Here is a 15,806-nt window from a genome sequence, read left to right as displayed (position 1 = left end):
GACGTCGCGCGCTCTGTCATGGACCGAAGCGGTCGTCAGTGGTCGTGCCCCTCGTGGTCACCGTGGTCATGGTCGTCCTCGCTGTGCTCGTGGCCGTGGTCATGACCTTCGTGTCCGTGCCCCTCCTCGCCATGATCGTGCCCCTCGTGATCGCCGTGGTCATGAGCGTGGTCGGCAGCGGGGGCCTTCCCGGAGGCGCTGCCCACCTCATTGGGCACCTCGGGCAGCTCACTGCTCCGCGTCACCTCGCCGGCGCCGATGTCGACGACATGGAGCGTCTGCGTGCCGGGTTCGGTGACGAGCACCTCGTCACCGGCGACGTGGACGGTGGGGCGCGGCTCCTGCCACTCGACCGGCTCCTCCCACGGCTCGGTCACCTCGATCTCCCGGGTCACCTCGGCGGATGCGGGGTCGATGACCCGGAGCGTGCCGTCGGTGCCGAGGACGAGCGCCTCGCCCTCCGGTCCGCGGGCCAGCGAGCGGAAGGAGTACGAGGCGGGGAGATCGACGAGGCGCAGCTCGCCGGATCCGGTGTCGGTGAGGGTGACGCGGGTGGGTCGCTCGAGCTCGGCGTCCTCGTCGACCTTGTAGTCGCCGAGCACCACGGGGGAGCGCTCGCTGCCGAACTGGTTGCCGATCCGGCCGTAGTCGTCGGGGGAATCGACTTTGCGGATCTTCTCGCCGTCGATGATGAGGAGGCCGTCCTCGCACCCGACGGTGATGACCCCGCCCTCTGCGACCGCCTCCCCGTGGACGCCCGGGCAGCCGGTGCTCTCCGCGACCGTCTCGCCCGCCTCGTCGACGATCTTCACACCCGAACGGGACTCCTCGTTCCCGATCGTGACGACGGTGGAGTCGTCGGCGCGGGGCACGGCGACACCGTGGTGCGCCTCGTCCGTGGTGGTGACCGTGGTGTCGATCAGGGAGTCGGCGGAGAGGTTCGCGGGGTCGAACAGGTGCATCTCCCCCGTGCCGTCGAAGAACGCGAGGCTCCGCCCGTCGTGGTTCACGAGGTGGCCCGGGTGGCTGCCGGTGATGCGCTGCTCGGTGAGGAGCGGGTCGGTGGTGTAGGCGTGGGCGTGGTCGCCGTGCGGCTCGGACCATGTGCCGAGGTCGAGGAGCCGGAAGGAGTCGCCTCGGTGAGGAACAGGTGCCGGTTGTCGCCGGCCGGGTTGAGGCGGGTGAAGCCCTCGGCGGGGAAGGTGTCGAGGACCTCGAGGGACTCGCCGTCGAGCACCATGACCCCGCCGTCATAGGTCACGGCGAGGCGAGGCGCGGCGCCTGCGGCCTCGGTCGTCTCCCGGGAGGAGGGCTCCGCCGAGGCGCCCGCGGAGCTCTCATCACCGGCCGGACCGCCGGCCTGGCCGGGAGCGCCGCAGCCGGCGACGACGGTGAGTGCGAGGAGCGAGGCGGGCGCGGCGGCCCACCGGGACATGTGGTTGAACTTGATCTTCATGCCCGGAAGATTCGCACCGATACGAACCTATTGTCATAGCACTATATAAACGCATAGAAGCCGCGATCGATGCTCGTCGTATGAGAAGCTGACAGGAGCGACCATCCAGAGTCGGATGGGTCGACGTGGCGCCGGGCTGTGCGCTCGCCGCCTCTCCACCCGCCGCCTGGAACCCATGACGCCAAGGAGGGCGAGAGATGCAGTTCGCAGAAGAAGGCACGAAGGACCACGTCGAGGTCGGCACCACCGATCCCCAGGACGCGCTGAATGACCTGCGCATGTCCGAGGAGGCGCTGCCCCTGCTCAACCACGTCAAGCGGTTCATCAAGGACACCGTCGACCCGATGTACGAGGAGTTCGTCACGCTCGGCGAGGGCCACGCCGACCGCTGGAGCTTCGCTCCCGGACAGCTCGAGGTGCTGCAGAAGGCCAAGGACAAGGCGAAGGAGGAGGGCTTGTGGAACTTCTTCCTGCCCGACGCGGAGACCGGTGACGGCCTGTCGAACCTCGACTACGCCTACATCGCGATCGAGCTCGGCAAGAGCCCGCTGGCCTCGGAGACGATGAATTGCTCCGCACCGGACACCGGCAACATGGAGGTCCTCGAGCGGGTCGGCACGCCGGAGCAGAAGGAGCAGTGGTTGCAGCCACTGCTCGACGGCGAGATCCGGTCGGCCTACGCCATGACGGAGCCGGACGTCGCCACCTCGGACGCCAAGAACGTCGCGACCCGGGCGGTGCTGGAGAACGGCGAGTGGGTGATCAACGGCGAGAAGCACTACATCTCCGGTGCCGGAGACCCACGGTGCAAGATCATGATCGTCATGGTCAGGACCAACGACGACGGCCCGCGCGGTCAGAACCACTCGCAGATCCTCGTGCCGATGGACACCCCGGGGGTCGAGATCGTCGGCCCGATGCACGTCTTCGGAGAGGACCACGCCCCCCGCGGACACATGCACATCCGGTTCACCGACGTGCGCGTCCCGGAGTCCAACATGCTCCTCGGCGAGGGCCGCGGCTTCGAGATCTCCCAGCTCCGCCTGGGCCCCGGCCGCATCCACCACTGCATGCGCACCATCGGCAAGGCCGAGGTCGCGCTGGACTACATGGTCAAGCGCGGCAACTCGCGGACCGCATTCGGCCAGCCGCTGTCCAAGCTCGGCGGGAACATCGAGAAGATCTCCCGTGCGCGCATCGACATCGAATCGATGCGCCTGCTGGTGCTCAAGGCGGCGAAGGCCATGGACGTGCTGGGCAACAAGGAAGCCCGCGTCTGGGTCTCGATGGCCAAGGCGCACGTCCCGGAGAAGGCCTGCCAGATCATCGACCAGGCGATCCAGATCCACGGCGCCTACGGCATGTCGCAGTTCACGCCGCTGCCCGAGCTGTACGCGGACGTGCGGCACCTGCGCTTCGCCGACGGCCCGGACGAGGTGCACCACATGGTGGTCGGCCGCCACGAGCTGACGCAGCACTGATCTCCAGCACCTCTGCAGTCGACTTCGAGAGCGTGCGGGCAGCCACGGCGAACGCCCGTTGCCCGCGCGCTCGTCGTGTGCGCGGCCGGATGCACAGTCGATGGGGCGGGGGGTTCGGCTCTCTGGGCATCTATTGTGATGACGCTATAGATGTGTAGATCGACCGATCGATGGCGGGCCGAGCGAGTCTGCGCGCAGGTCACCCGGCCGTCGGTTCGGGCATAATCGAGGGAGCAGACCGAGAATCGGACCACCGGAAGGCCCGCCATGACCGTGCAGATCCCCCGTGTCGGACCGAGGCTCGCCGCCGCCGCCGGGGCGTTTCTCGTGCTCGTGCTGGTCGCCGGATGCTCCGGAGGAGCGGAGAGCGGGACGGCCCCGGCCCCCGAGGAATCGGCCTCCCCATCGCCGGAGCCGCCCGCGCTGTCCGAGCCGATCGATCCCGACTACAGCGGTCACGTCCTCACCGACGATGGGCGCGATCGTGCGCTGCTCGTCGACTGGTCGAACGGGCAGCTCCGCGCGATCGACAATCAGGGCACCGAGCTGTGGGCCGAGCGGGTGCAGCTCGACGACGAGATGATGTCCGCGCCCGTCGCCTACTCCTCCGGCGACATCGTCATCATCGACGACCTGTCCGGTGAGCTCGTCGCCCGCCAGTGGACCGACGGTGCGGAGGCGTGGCGATTCGCGCCCGCCGAGGCCGGAGCAGGGTGCCATGAGGACTGGGGCTTCGGCCCGTCGACCACCGCGACCGGCACGGTGCTGGAGGAAGGCGACGTCATCCTCCTCGAGTACTTCATGGCGATGAAGAAAGACAGCTGCACGACCGGCGCCGACGGCGATCCGCTCGTCATCGCACTCGACCCCGCGACCGGCGAGGAGGCGTGGCCGGCCCTCACCGTCGGTGCGGGCGGCCTGCCGTTCGGCGGGTCCACCTTGAGCATCTCCCCGGACCGCTCGTACGGGCTGCTTCCATGGGCTGACGACGGCAGCTCGATGCTCACCCGCGTCGACCTCGCGACCGGGGAGCACACGACGCTCGACCTCACCGAGCTCCGCACGGCCGACGACACCGGCGTCGAATGGTTCTCGGTGGTGCCCACGGGAGACCCGAGCACCGCGGTCTACGTGTACGGCGCGCAGGATCCGGATGATCCGTACAGCGGGCTCGTGCAGAGACAGGCGTTCCTGACAGTGCCGGAGGGTCTCCCGATGAGCGACGCCGGTGCGCTCACTCCACTCGATCCGGAGGAGCACGCCGAGGCGTACGCGGCCCTCGATCTCGAGGACACCTTCGATCCGGTGTGCACGGCACAGCCGGTCTTCACCCCGACCGGTGAGGGGGCATGCATCATGGTGCAGCTGTTCTCCTCGACCGTGGCGTACTGGGGCTCCGACCTCGCGGCGATCGCCTGGCAATCGGAGGAGCAGGCACCGGAGAGCGTCCTCGAGTACGCGACGCCCGAATCCGACATCGGGGGATCCCAGTACGCCGCGGTCGACGGGCCCGAGGGTCCGCTCGTCGTCGTCCCGACCGTCGACAGCTCCGTCACCGCGTTCGATGCCGCGAGCGGCGAGGTCGTGTGGGCCTCCGAGGCGCAGGGCGGATCCGACCCGTGGGGCGGGCAGGGCTACCTGCCGGACCTCGACTTCGTGCCGGTCGTCGACGACGGAGAGCTGACCTTCTACGATGCGGCCACGGGCGAGGCGCACGACTCCTTCGACGTCGCCGACTTCGCCTCCCTGAGCTCGACCACCCGCTTCCTTCTCGTCACCGAGGACCGGACCTCGCGGCTCTGGACCGTCACCGGAGGCTGACATGACCTTCCGCAGCGAGACCACCACGACCCGCCCGACTCTCGAAGGCACCTTCGGGATGACCGCGTCGACGCACTGGCTGGCGACCGGCTCCGCCCAGGCGGTGCTCGAGCTCGGCGGCGATGCCTTCGACGCGGCCGTCGTCGGGGCCTTCGTCCTCCACGTCGTCGAGCCGCACCTCAACGGGCCCGGCGGCGACATGACCGGGGTGTTCGTCACTGCTCAGGAGCCGGACCGTCCAGTCGTCCTCATGGGCCAGGGGCCCGCTCCGGCCGGGGCGACGATCGAGCACTTCCGGGCCGAAGGGCTCGACGCGGTGCCCGGTGCCGGGGCGCTGGCCGCCGCCGTGCCCGGTGCGGTCGACGCCTGGCTCCTGCTCCTCCAGGAGCACGGCACGTGGGAGCTCGCCGAGGTCCTCGCCTTCGCGATCGACTACGCCGAGCGGGGACATCCCGTGCTCGCCCGCGTCGCTGAGACGATCGACAGCGCGAGCGCGCTGTTCCGGACCGACTGGCCGAGCTCCGCGGACCTGTGGCTGGAGAACGGGCAGGCCCCCGAGCCCGGATCGCTCATCCGCAACCCGGAGTACGCGCAGGTGCTCCGAGAGCTCGTCGCGACCGGGGACGGAGAACCCACCCGAGAGGAGCGGATCGCCGCCGCCCGGCGGGAATGGCGCACCGGTCGGGTCGCGCGCAGCATCGCCGATTTCATCCGCACCCCGCATCGCCATTCCGACGGCGGCCTGCACGCCGGGGTCCTCACCGCGGCCGATATGGCCGACTGGACCGCCGGCTTCGAGGACGCGCTCACCCTGGATTTCCGCGGATACACGATCGCCAAGACCGGGCCGTGGGGCCAGGGTCCGGTGCTCCTCCAGGCGCTCGCGATCCTCGACGGCTTCGACGAAGCGCACCTCGATCCTGGCACCGAGCTCGGTGCGCACACCGTGCTCGAGGCGCTCAAGCTCGCCCTCGCCGACCGCGACACCTACTACGGGGACAGCGGGTCCGCGACCGCACTGACCCCGGAGGCGCTCGCCGTGCTGCTGCGCCCGGAGTACGCCGCCGAGCGCCGCGCGCTCATCGGCGAGAACGCCTCCCACGAGTTCCGGCCCGGCACCATCCCCGGTGTCGACCCCGTGTCGCCGCCCCTGCGAACCGAGGCGGAGTTCGGTGCCGCAGGAGGCCTCGGGATCGGGGAGCCGACGGTGCCGAAGCCCGCGGACCCCACGCCCGAGGAGCGCGCAGCTGTCCGCGGCGACACGTGCCACATCGACGTCGTCGACCGGTGGGGGAACATGGTGAGCGCGACGCCCTCGGGCGGGTGGCTCCAGTCCTCGCCCGCCGTGCCCGGCCTGGGGTTCTGCCTCGGCACGCGGCTGCAGATGATGTGGCTCGACCAGAACTCGCCGTCCCGCCTGGAACCGGGAACGCGGCCGCGCACCACGCTCTCGCCGACCCTCGTGCTCCGCGACGGGGAACCGGTGATGGCGCTCGGCACCCCGGGTGGTGACCAGCAGGACCAGTGGCAGCTGCTCCTGCTCCTCCGGCTGCTCGTCGGCGAGCTCGACCCGCAGGCCGCGATCGACGCCCCGGCGCTCCACACCACCGCGATGCCCGGCTCGTTCTACCCGCGCACCTGGGAGCCGGCGGGCGCGGTGGTCGAGGACCGGCTGGGCGAGGACGTCATCGCCGGGCTCGAGCGGCGCGGCCACCGCGTGACCCGGGCCGGCGACTGGGCGCTCGGCCGCCTGTCGTGCGTGATCCGCGATCCGGTCACCGGTGTGCTCCGGGCGGCTGCGAACCCGCGCGGCATGCAGGGGTACGCCGCCGGGAGGTGAGTCGGCGCGACCGAAGCCGGATGATCAGACTGTTGTCGGCGTGACCGGTGTCGTGTTCCTGCAGTCAGTGGTTCGCTGTCTGACGTCTGCTGCCGGCCGGCCGTCCGCTCAGACCCTCGAGCCGCCCGTCCGCTCAGCCGCGGCGCGGGTGAGGATCGCGTGGACGAGCCGGGCTGCGGTGCGGGCGGTGCGGCCGTCGACGTCGTAGCGCGGGTTGAGCTCGACGACGTCGAAGTGCCGCAGCTTCCCGCTCGCCGCCGCGGCACCGCACGCCGCGAGGATCACCGCAGTCGGCACCCCGAACCCGGCCGGCGCGCTCACGCCCGGCGCCACCGCCGCCGGCAGGACGTCGAGATCGATCGTGAGATAGAGGTCATCGACCCCGGCTGTGAACTCCTCGACCCAGCGGACCGCCCGCGCGACGTCCTGGGATTCGACGTCGCTCAGCCAGGTGACGCCGAGCTCCCGCGCGGTGTCGAACAGCGTGGTGGTGTTGTTCGCCTCGCTGATCCCGATCACCGTGTAGTCGAAGTCCGCCCCGCGCGCGGCGCGGTCCGCCGCGATCTGCCGGAACGGCGTGCCCGAGGTGGGCCTCTCCGCCTGCCGCAGGTCGAAGTGGGCATCGAGGTTGAGGATGCCCAGGCGCCGGTCCGCGCACTCCTCGGCGAGCCCCAGATAGCTTCCCCACGCGGTCTCGTGCCCGCCGCCGAGCACCCCGGTCAGCGCTCCGGACAGCTCGGGGGAGCGCCGCAGCTCGGCGATCTGCCGCGCGAGGTCCGCCTGCCCGGACTCGAGGTCCTCACCCGCGACGACGGCGTCCCCGGCATCGAGCACGCGCAGCGGGGAGTGGACGGCGAGGGAGCCGAGCGCCGCGCGGATCGCCTCGGGCCCGGCGGCGGCACCCTGGCGGCCATGGTTGCGGCGCACCCCCTCATCGCTCGCGAACCCGAGAATCACGGCATCGGCGGCGGGCGCATCGGCGGCGGGCCCACCGGGCCGGGTGGGATCGGTGCCGGCCCGGTTCCCCGGGGCGGCGGGCGCCTCGGCGGGTTCGACGATCTGCCAGAAGCGGCGATGCTCGTCTCCCGGACCGTCCGCGCGGCCGGTCCACGTGTGCGTGCGATTCATGCTCTGCTCCTCGGGGTTCTGCGGGGTCCCAACCAGGCTAGGAGAGCGAGCGCGTGCGCGGCACACCTCGGCGACGGCGTGCGTCCGAGATCTCGGACGGATTGGGAGGTTCGGGCCTGGTCGCGGGCCTCGCGCGCGCCAAGAATGGGGAGCATCAGCCGGTCCCGAGGACGCGCCGGCCCGGCCCCGCCCGTGGTGCCACTCCGGCGTCCACCTGACCACCCGCCCGATCCGGCCCGCCCCGAGGAGACGCCATGACGATCACCCCCAGCAGCCCCGACCAGAAGCCGGGCTTCACCCGCCACGACCCCAGCCGCACCATCCGCGCCCCCCGCGGCACCGACTTCACCGCGAAGTCGTGGCAGACCGAGGCCGCCAAGCGGATGCTCATGAACAACCTCGACCCCGAGGTCGCCGAGCGCCCCGAGGACCTCGTGGTCTACGGCGGCACCGGCCGCGCCGCCCGCTCCTGGGAGGCCTACGACGCGATCGTCCGCACCCTCGACGACCTCGAGGCCGACGAGACCCTCCTCGTCCAGTCCGGCAAGCCCGTCGGCGTGCTCCGCACCCACGAATGGGCCCCGCGCGTGCTCATCGCCAACTCCAACCTCGTGGGCGACTGGGCGAACTGGGAGCACTTCCGCGAGCTCGAGGCCGAGGGCCTCATGATGTACGGCCAGATGACCGCCGGCTCGTGGATCTACATCGCCACCCAGGGCATCCTCCAGGGCACCTACGAGACCTTCGCCGCGATCGCCCGGAAGAGCTTCGACGGCACCCTGGCCGGCACCCTCACCGTGACCGCCGGCTGCGGCGGCATGGGCGGCGCGCAGCCGCTGTCCGTCACCCTCAACGGCGGTGCCTGCCTCATCATCGACGTCGACCGCACCCGGCTCGAGCGCCGCAAGTCCAAGCGCTACCTCGACGAGGTCGTCACCGACCTCGACACCGCCCTCGCGCAGGTCATCGAGGCGAAGAGGAACCGGCAGGCGCTGTCCGTCGGGCTCGTCGGCAACGCCGCGGAGATCCTCCCGGCGCTCCTCGACCGTCCCGAGGCCGCCGAGGTCGACATCGTCACCGACCAGACCTCGGCCCACGACCCGCTGTCCTACCTGCCTCTGGGCGTGGCCCTCGAGGACTGGCAGACGGAGGCGGACGAGGACGCGGAGAAGTTCACCCTGCGCGCCGAGGAGTCGATGGCCAAGCACGTCGCTGCGATGGTCGGCTTCCAGGACCGCGGGGTCGAGGTGTTCGACTACGGCAACTCGATCCGCGACGAGGCCCGCAAGGCCGGCTACGAGCGCGCCTTCGAGTTCCCCGGCTTCGTCCCGGCCTACATCCGACCGCTGTTCTGCGAGGGCATGGGTCCGTTCCGCTGGGTCGCGCTGTCCGGCGACCCCAAGGACATCGAGGTCACCGACGCCGCGCTCAAGGAGCTGTTCCCGGAGAACGAGTCGCTCCGCACCTGGCTCGACGCGGCTGCCGAATTCGTCGAGTTCGAGGGCCTGCCGGCACGCATCTGCTGGCTCGGCTACAAGGAGCGCCACCAGGCCGGCCTCCTCTTCAACCGGCTCGTCGCCGAGGGCAAGGTGTCGGCACCCATCGTCATCGGCCGCGACCACCTGGACTCCGGCTCCGTCGCCAGCCCCTACCGGGAGACCGAGGGGATGCGCGACGGCACCGACGCGGTCGCCGACTGGCCGCTGCTCAACGCCCTCGTCAACACCTCCTCGGGTGCGACCTGGGTGTCGATCCACCATGGCGGAGGCGTGGGCATGGGCCGTTCGATCCACGCCGGCCAGGTGTCCGTGGCCGACGGCACCGAGCTCGCCGCGCAGAAGCTCGCGCGCCTGCTCACCAACGACCCCGGCATGGGCGTGCTGCGCCACGTCGACGCCGGCTACGAGCGCGCCGCCGAGGTCGCCGGTGAGCGCGGCATCCGCGTCCCCATGGTCGAGGAGCTCGACCGCCGCGACGAGGAGTCCGCCCAGGATTGAGGTCCTGAGGCCCTGAGGGGCTGAGGTCATGAGGGCCTGAGGCACTGAGGCACTGAGGTCATGAGGGCCTGAGACCGTGAGGTCATGAGGCCCGGTGCCCGCGAACTGCGCGGTATCCCGAACCGAGCGCATCATTGCGCGTCGATTTCGGGATACCGCGCAGTTCGATTCCCGGCTCCGCTCCGTGTGACTCCGCTCCGTGACGCCCTGCGACCGAATGTGACGCCGGATGACCGGTTTATGACGCTGGACGTCCCGGAGCCACGGCATCGCCGTCAGCCCGTGTGATGGTCTGCCCATGACAGCAGATTCCCGAGTCACCGCCACCGGTGCGTCGAGCGGCCCCGGCCGCGCCCCTGCCACGCCTGCCATCGACATCAAGAAGCAGCGGCGCTCGATGCTCGCGTCCGTCACCGGCCAGCTCCTCGAGTGGTACGAGTGGAGTGCGTACGCGGTGTTCGCCCCGTTCATCGCCGGCGCCCTGTTCAACCCGCAGAACCAGGTCTCCGCACTGCTCTCGACCTTCGGCGTGTTCGCGATCGGCTTCCTGTTCCGGCCGCTCGGCGGCGTCGTGTTCGGGAGGATCGCCGACAAGCGCGGCCGCCGCTTCGTCCTCGTCACCACCATGCTCATGATGGCCGGCGGCTCGGTGATGATCGGCCTGCTCCCGACCTTCGAATCGATCGGCATCCTCGCCTCCGCGCTCCTGCTGCTCGCCCGCGTGGTCCAGGGCTTCGCCCACGGAGGCGAGTCCGCGACCGCGAACTCCTACATCGCGGAGATCGCCCCGGCCCACCGCCGCGGGCTCTGGGGCTCGACGGTGTTCATGACGATCTTCGGCGGCGCGATCATCGCGTTCGTCATCGGCGGCATCATCACCGGCACCCTCTCCGAGCCCGACGTCCAGTCCTGGGGCTGGCGCATCCCGTTCCTGCTCGGCGCAGTGCTCGCGGTCGTCGCCCTGTGGCTGCGCGTCGGCATGGTCGAGTCGCAGGTGTTCCAGGCCGACGAGGCCACTCCCGTCATCGAGGACCCGGCCGCCGCCCGCACCGCCGCCGAGGCGCCCGCCGCCACCCCGCGCGAGGGCGCCTCGCCCCAGGGCACCCCGCGCGAGGGCGCCTCGCCCCAGGGCACCTCGGCGACGGCCGCTCCCGCGACCGACTCCGGCACCGGCTCCGGGACCGGCTCGCTCCACCGCGGCCTCGGCGTCGAGTCCTTCACGGAGAAGACCCTCGCCCCGCTCAGCCGGCCGCTGTCGATCGTGCTGATCTTCTTCCTCGTCTCCGGCGTCGCGGCGAGCAACTACACGTGGACCTCCTACGTCTCGACCTACGCGATCAGCCAGGAGGGCATGGACCCGTCCGGCGCCTACTGGTCGCTCGTCGCCGCACTCGTCGTCGGCCTGGCCGCCCTCCCGTTCTGGGGTGCGGTGTCCGACCGGGTGGGCCGCCGCCCGGTGCTGCTGATCTTCGCGATCGGCGTCATCGTCACGCAGTTCCCGCTCATGGCCTTCATCGACGACCGCCCGTGGACCCTGTTCGTCGCGACCTCGATCGGCCTGTTCGTGCTGTCCGCCGGTGCCAGCCTGCTCGCCTGCGTCATGGCCGAGACCTTCCCCACCCACGCGCGCACCGCGAGCATCGGCCTGGCCTACTCGCTCGCCACCGCGGTGTTCGGCGGCACCACGCCCTACGTCAACCAGCTCGCCGTGTCCCAGGGCGTGCCGTGGGCGGCCAACGCGTTCATCCTGTTCGCCGCCGCGCTCGCCCTGTGGGCGGTCACCCGCCTGCCCGAGCGCCGGGCCATCGACCTGACGATCGTCCGCTGAGCCGAGGGTCCACGGGATGGGAAAGACGATGGGAGAGACCGCGCCGAAGACTGGGGACAGCGCAGAACGTGTGGAAGGAGCAGAACGCGTGGCAGCAGCCGAGCAGTTGGATGTGAACCCGGTGGAAACCGCGGACGTGTCCGTGGCCGAACCGGGGGACGCGACCGGGAGGAGCGCCCGGGTCGAATCCGCGGGCCAGGTGTGGAACACCGAGCTCACCCCGCTGTCCTTCCTGCGCCGCTCCGCCGACGTCTTCCCGCACAAGCGCGCACTCGTCTACGGGTCGGAATCGCTGACCTACGCGGAGTTCGCCGCGGCCGTCGAGCAGCGGGCGCACGCCCTGCGCGCCGCCGGGGTCGAACCCAGTGACCGCGTCGCCTACCTCGTGCCGAATCTGCCGGAGATGCTCATCGCGCAGTTCGCGGTGCCGCTGGCCGGTGCCGTGCTCGTGTCGATCAACACCCGGCTCGCCGCCGAGGAGGTCCGCTACATCTGCGACCACAGCCAGGCGCGACTCCTCGTCGTCGACGCCGAGCTCTGGCCGACGGTCGCCCCGGTGGCCGACGCCCTCGACACCGTCGAGCGGATCGTCGTCGCCGAGGACCCGCTGCTCGCCGCCGGAACCGCCGCAGATGCGAGCGAGGAGGACACGGCAGGCGAGGCGGCGGATGACGCGGCCCGCACCTCGGGCACGGATGCCGGGCCGGCGGGCACCTCGGGCACGGATGACGCGGCCGAGGCGCTCGCCCACCCGGCGACCACCTCCCTGGCCGAGTTCCTCGCCGGGGCGGACGCACACACCGCGGACCTGCCGTGGACGGTAGCCGACGAGAACGCGACGCTGTCGATCAACTACACCTCCGGCACCACGGGCCAGCCCAAGGGTGTGATGTACACCCACCGCGGTGCCTACCTCAACGCGATGAGCGAGATCATCCACTCCCGCCACGACCACGCGAGCGTCTACCTGTGGACGCTGCCGATGTTCCACTGCAACGGCTGGTGCACGGGCTGGGCGGTGGCGGCCGCCGGCGGCACCCAGGTGTGCCTGCGCGAGGTCCGCGCCGAGGTGATCTGGGGGCTCATCGACCGCGAGGGCGTCACCCACCTCAACGGGGCGCCGACGGTGATGACGACGCTCGTCAACGCCCCCGAGGCGCACCCGCTCGACCGCACGATCGTCGCCACGGTGGCCGGCGCGCCCCCGAGCCCGACGATCATCTGGCAGCTCGAGGAGCTCGGCTTCCGGATCGTCCACGTGTACGGCCTGACCGAGACCTACGGCCCGCACACCGTGTGCGAATGGCAGGACGAGTGGGACGGCTACGATCGGCGGTCCCGGGCGCGCGTGCAGTCGCGGCAGGGCGTGGGGATGCTCCACACCGACCCGATCCGCGTGGTCGCCGTGGGCGGCGGGGACGAGCTCACCGACGTGCCGGCCGACGGGCGGACGATCGGTGAGATCGTCATGCGCGGCAACAACGTCATGAAGGGCTACTTCCGCAACCCGGAGGCGACCGCGAAGGCGTTCGCCGGCGGCTGGTTCCACTCCGGGGACCTCGGGGTCATGCACCCGGACGGGTACATCGAGCTGCGCGACCGGGCGAAGGACATCATCGTGTCCGGCGGGGAGAACATCTCCACCGTCGAGGTCGAGCAGGCGATCGTCGCGCACGAGTCCGTGCTCGAGGCCGCGGTCATCGGGGTGCCCGACGAGAAGTGGGGCGAGCGGCCCAAGGCATACGTCGTGCTGCGTGCGGGTGAGGAGCTCGGGGCCGAGGAGCTGCTCGACCACGTGCGCTCTCTGCTCGCACGGTACAAGACGCCGCGGGAGGTCGAGTTCGTCGACGCGCTCGCGAAGTCCTCGACCGGCAAGATCCAGAAGTTCGAGCTCCGCGAGGCCGCCTGGGCCGGCCACGCCAGCCGCATCCAGGGCTGAGGCCAGTCGTCCCCGTCCGAAGTGCAATTTCTGAAGGTTCCTGAGAGCGGATCCGCGAATATTCGCAAGGTGTGACCGGTGTGTGGTGCACTGCGGCTGCCGGGTGCGGTCGCATACTGCGCGGTATCCGAAGAGCGACGCACAATTGCGCGCTCGGTTCGGGATACCGCGCAGTCGGGCGCCGGGGGTGCCGGGCGCCGGGTGCCGGGTGCCGGGTGCCGAGTCGTCAACCGGCACCCGGTGCGCCGCTGTTCAGGCCTCGCGGAGCCCGAGGGGGCGTGCCGGGTCGTCGGCGAACAGGCGCCAGCGGTCGATGAAGGGATGCGTGTCCGTGCGCGAGGTGTAGTCGAAGACCCGCACCGGGTGGGAGTCGTCCCAGGCCGGCCAGCCCGGGTCGCCGCTCGCGGCGAAGCGCACCCACGCCTGCCGCATCTCCGCGCCGAGGTGCCGGTCGCCGTCGTGCGGACGCGGATGGGTGACGGCGGCGAAGCTGCCGTCGAAGTTCCCGAACAGCGGCGCGATGTCCGCGGCGTGCGCCGCTCCGATCCCGCCGTCGGGCCGTGCGGCGAACACGTAGACGAAGGTCCGACCGCCGGAGTCCGTATGGGCCTGGGCGGTATCGAGGGTCGGCACGGTGAACATGCGGTCGGTCTGCACCGCCTCGAACAGGGTGTCCGGGGACGGGCCCTCCGCCGCAGGCACGCCCGGTTCGGCGCTCGCGTCCGCAGGCGGTTCGGCAGCCGCACCCTCACCCGCACCCGCACCTGAACCCGCCCCCGGACCCGCACCGACACCCGCACCTGCGCCGGATTCCGCTCCTGCCCCGCCCAGCAGCGCGGTGTATTCCTCGCCCCGACCCGCCGGTCCGACGAGCGCGACCCGCTGGGCGGCGCGCGCCTCGGACGCGGGGGCGGAGCCCGCGGTGAAGAATCGGAACTCCTCGGCGGTCTGCCCGATGAGAACCTCGATCCCGGCGGCCGCGCCGGCGCGCAGCGCCTCCCACGGATCCGTGGGCACCACCTCACCGTCGACGACCGGGCACAGCGGCGGTGCGAAGGTCACCGCGAGCCCCCAGCGTGCGGCGTGGCGGGTCTGCCTCCGCACGAACCGAGCCATGAGGTCGGTGCACTCCGCCGGTGATAGCGCGGCGAATCCGGCAGCCGTCGGCTCCACCCCGGCGAACCCGGCGAACTCCGCGGTCACCTCGGTGGCGAGGCCGGTGTCGAGGACCATGGCCGGCGGGCTCTGGAGCACCGCGCGGGCGAACAGGCCGCGCGCGGCGGGCATGGTGAGGAGCATGTGGATCGACCCGGCGCCCGCGGACTCGCCGAACACCGTGACGCGCGCCGGATCCCCGCCGAACGCCGCGATGTTCTCCCGCACCCATTCGAGTGCCGCGACCTGGTCGAGCAGGCCGCGGTTCGCCGGGGCGTCGGGGAAGTGCGCGAACCCCTCGATCCCCAGCCGGTAGTTGAGGGTGACGACGACCGCGCCGGCCCGGGCGAGACGCGAGCCCTCGTAGGCGGGGTGGGCGGAGGAGCCGTCGACATAGGCGCCGCCGTGGATCCACACGAGCACCGGCAGGCCGGGACCCGCATTGGCGCCCGCGGCTCCCGTCGCCGAGGCACCCGCCGCTCTCGACACCGAGGCGCCCGCCGCTCTCGACACCGAGGCACCCGCGGCTTCCGTCGCCGAAGCACCCGCTCTGCCTGACGCGGTGCCCTCCGCCCTGGCCTCCGAGGCGACCGCGCCCGCCACCTCTGCATCCGGGGTCGCCTCTGCCGCCGACTCCGCTCCCGGCAGCTCCGGCGTCCAGATGTTCAGGGTCAGCCAGTCCTCACCGTCCCGGTGCGGTGCGACCGCGGCGGGCCCCAGTGTGCTGAAGCGCGGCGGCGGCGGGCCGAACTCCGAGGTGTCGAGCACCCCGTCCCACCGGGGCACGGACTGCGGCGCGGCGAACCGCAGGTCCCCGACCGGCGGAAGCGCGTAGGGGATGCCGAGGAACTGCGAGCACCCTGATGCGGCGCGGCCGCGGACGGGGCCCGCAGGCGGTGTGACGAGCGGTGCAGAGGTGCGGGACGCATCGGCGGGTTCGATCATGCTCGCACGCTACCAGGAGAAACATTCGCGGCTGAGACCGGGATCACATCGATCCATAACAGTTCAGACCATAATGATCAGAACTGGCAATCGGTAGGAGCCGATGAGTAGTGTGCATGTACACTCCTTGTGTATATCCGGGGAATCAGCAGTCTTCCCCCAACCGTCCTCCGCGTCCACGCGCGGTGAGCGCCCCGGGTCGTTTCGCGCACCAGA

Annotated in this window: 10 protein-coding genes; 6 read left to right on the top strand and 4 right to left on the bottom strand. The window is 71.3% G+C overall.

The features are described 5' to 3' along the window. Nucleotides 1-35 precede the first annotated feature (35 nt). Together AB0I45_RS12015 and AB0I45_RS12010 are read right to left on the bottom strand one after the other, a co-directional pair. Nucleotides 36-1,010 carry a hypothetical protein gene (locus AB0I45_RS12015; RefSeq protein WP_345031446.1) on the bottom strand — a complete coding sequence of 325 codons (975 nt, stop codon included), beginning with the start codon at nt 1,008-1,010 and terminating at the stop codon, nt 36-38. Beyond that, nucleotides 1,007-1,456: a hypothetical protein gene (locus AB0I45_RS12010; RefSeq protein WP_345031448.1), complete on the bottom strand. Its 450-nt coding sequence runs from the start codon at nt 1,454-1,456 to the stop codon at nt 1,007-1,009. Before AB0I45_RS12010 ends, AB0I45_RS12015 begins: the two co-directional genes overlap by 4 nt. Nucleotides 1,457-1,653: 197 nt before the next feature. Here AB0I45_RS12010 and AB0I45_RS12005 point away from each other — a divergent pair, with 197 nt between their 5' ends. The 3 genes from AB0I45_RS12005 to AB0I45_RS11995 all read left to right on the top strand — a co-directional run bounded on the left by AB0I45_RS12005 (nt 1,654) and on the right by AB0I45_RS11995 (nt 6,598). Further along, nucleotides 1,654-2,937, top strand: a complete 1,284-nt coding sequence (locus tag AB0I45_RS12005) for an acyl-CoA dehydrogenase family protein (RefSeq protein ID WP_345031450.1) — start codon at nt 1,654-1,656, stop codon at nt 2,935-2,937. Between the two features lie 267 nt (nt 2,938-3,204). Continuing rightward, a complete protein-coding gene (locus AB0I45_RS12000) occupies nt 3,205-4,758 on the top strand; it encodes a PQQ-binding-like beta-propeller repeat protein (RefSeq protein WP_345031452.1) in 1,554 nt (517 codons plus the stop codon). 1 nt (nt 4,759) lies between these two features. Further along, nucleotides 4,760-6,598 (top strand): gamma-glutamyltransferase, encoded by a 1,839-nt coding sequence (locus AB0I45_RS11995; protein WP_345031454.1) that lies wholly within the window; start codon nt 4,760-4,762, stop codon nt 6,596-6,598. Nucleotides 6,599-6,706: 108 nt separating this feature from the next. Here AB0I45_RS11995 and hutG read toward each other — a convergent pair whose 3' ends face one another. Then, on the bottom strand, nt 6,707-7,726 hold the full coding sequence (gene hutG / locus AB0I45_RS11990) for a formimidoylglutamase (protein WP_345031457.1): 1,020 nt from the start codon (nt 7,724-7,726) through the stop codon (nt 6,707-6,709). 254 nt (nt 7,727-7,980) lie between these two features. Here hutG and hutU point away from each other — a divergent pair, with 254 nt between their 5' ends. The 3 genes from hutU (at nt 7,981) to AB0I45_RS11975 (ending at nt 13,490) form a co-directional block, all read left to right on the top strand. After that, nucleotides 7,981-9,723: a urocanate hydratase gene (gene hutU / locus AB0I45_RS11985; protein ID WP_345031460.1), complete on the top strand. Its 1,743-nt coding sequence runs from the start codon at nt 7,981-7,983 to the stop codon at nt 9,721-9,723. A 298-nt stretch (nt 9,724-10,021) separates the two neighbouring features. Next, nucleotides 10,022-11,551 carry an MFS transporter gene (locus AB0I45_RS11980; RefSeq protein ID WP_345031462.1) on the top strand — a complete coding sequence of 510 codons (1,530 nt, stop codon included), beginning with the start codon at nt 10,022-10,024 and terminating at the stop codon, nt 11,549-11,551. A gap of 88 nt (nt 11,552-11,639) precedes the next feature. Beyond that, the gene (locus AB0I45_RS11975) at nt 11,640-13,490 is read left to right on the top strand and encodes a long-chain-fatty-acid--CoA ligase (RefSeq protein WP_345031465.1); all 1,851 of its coding nucleotides are present in this window, start codon (nt 11,640-11,642) and stop codon (nt 13,488-13,490) included. 252 nt (nt 13,491-13,742) lie between these two features. Here AB0I45_RS11975 and AB0I45_RS11970 read toward each other — a convergent pair whose 3' ends face one another. Next, nucleotides 13,743-15,590, bottom strand: coding sequence for a carboxylesterase family protein (locus AB0I45_RS11970; protein WP_345031467.1), 1,848 nt, complete (start codon nt 15,588-15,590; stop codon nt 13,743-13,745). Between the last annotated feature and the right edge of the window lie 216 nt (nt 15,591-15,806).

Source organism: Brevibacterium sp. NPDC049920 (assembly GCF_040656435.1).
GTDB classification, from domain to species: domain Bacteria; phylum Actinomycetota; class Actinomycetes; order Actinomycetales; family Brevibacteriaceae; genus Brevibacterium; species Brevibacterium pityocampae.
This window is presented reverse-complemented; position numbering and strand designations above follow the sequence as displayed.

Bases quoted from the DNA above. Each gene is read 5' to 3' on its own strand.
- AB0I45_RS12000 (WP_345031452.1), top strand. From the start codon at position 3,205: ATGACCGTGCAGATCCCCCGTGTCGGACCGAGGCTCGCCGCCGCCGCC.
- AB0I45_RS11980 (WP_345031462.1), top strand. From the start codon at position 10,022: ATGACAGCAGATTCCCGAGTCACCGCCACCGGTGCGTCGAGCGGCCCC.
- hutG (WP_345031457.1), bottom strand. From the start codon at position 7,726: ATGAATCGCACGCACACGTGGACCGGCCGCGCGGACGGTCCGGGAGAC.
- AB0I45_RS12010 (WP_345031448.1), bottom strand. From the start codon at position 1,456: ATGAAGATCAAGTTCAACCACATGTCCCGGTGGGCCGCCGCGCCCGCC.
- AB0I45_RS11995 (WP_345031454.1), top strand. From the start codon at position 4,760: ATGACCTTCCGCAGCGAGACCACCACGACCCGCCCGACTCTCGAAGGC.
- AB0I45_RS12005 (WP_345031450.1), top strand. From the start codon at position 1,654: ATGCAGTTCGCAGAAGAAGGCACGAAGGACCACGTCGAGGTCGGCACC.
- AB0I45_RS11970 (WP_345031467.1), bottom strand. From the start codon at position 15,590: ATGATCGAACCCGCCGATGCGTCCCGCACCTCTGCACCGCTCGTCACA.
- hutU (WP_345031460.1), top strand. From the start codon at position 7,981: ATGACGATCACCCCCAGCAGCCCCGACCAGAAGCCGGGCTTCACCCGC.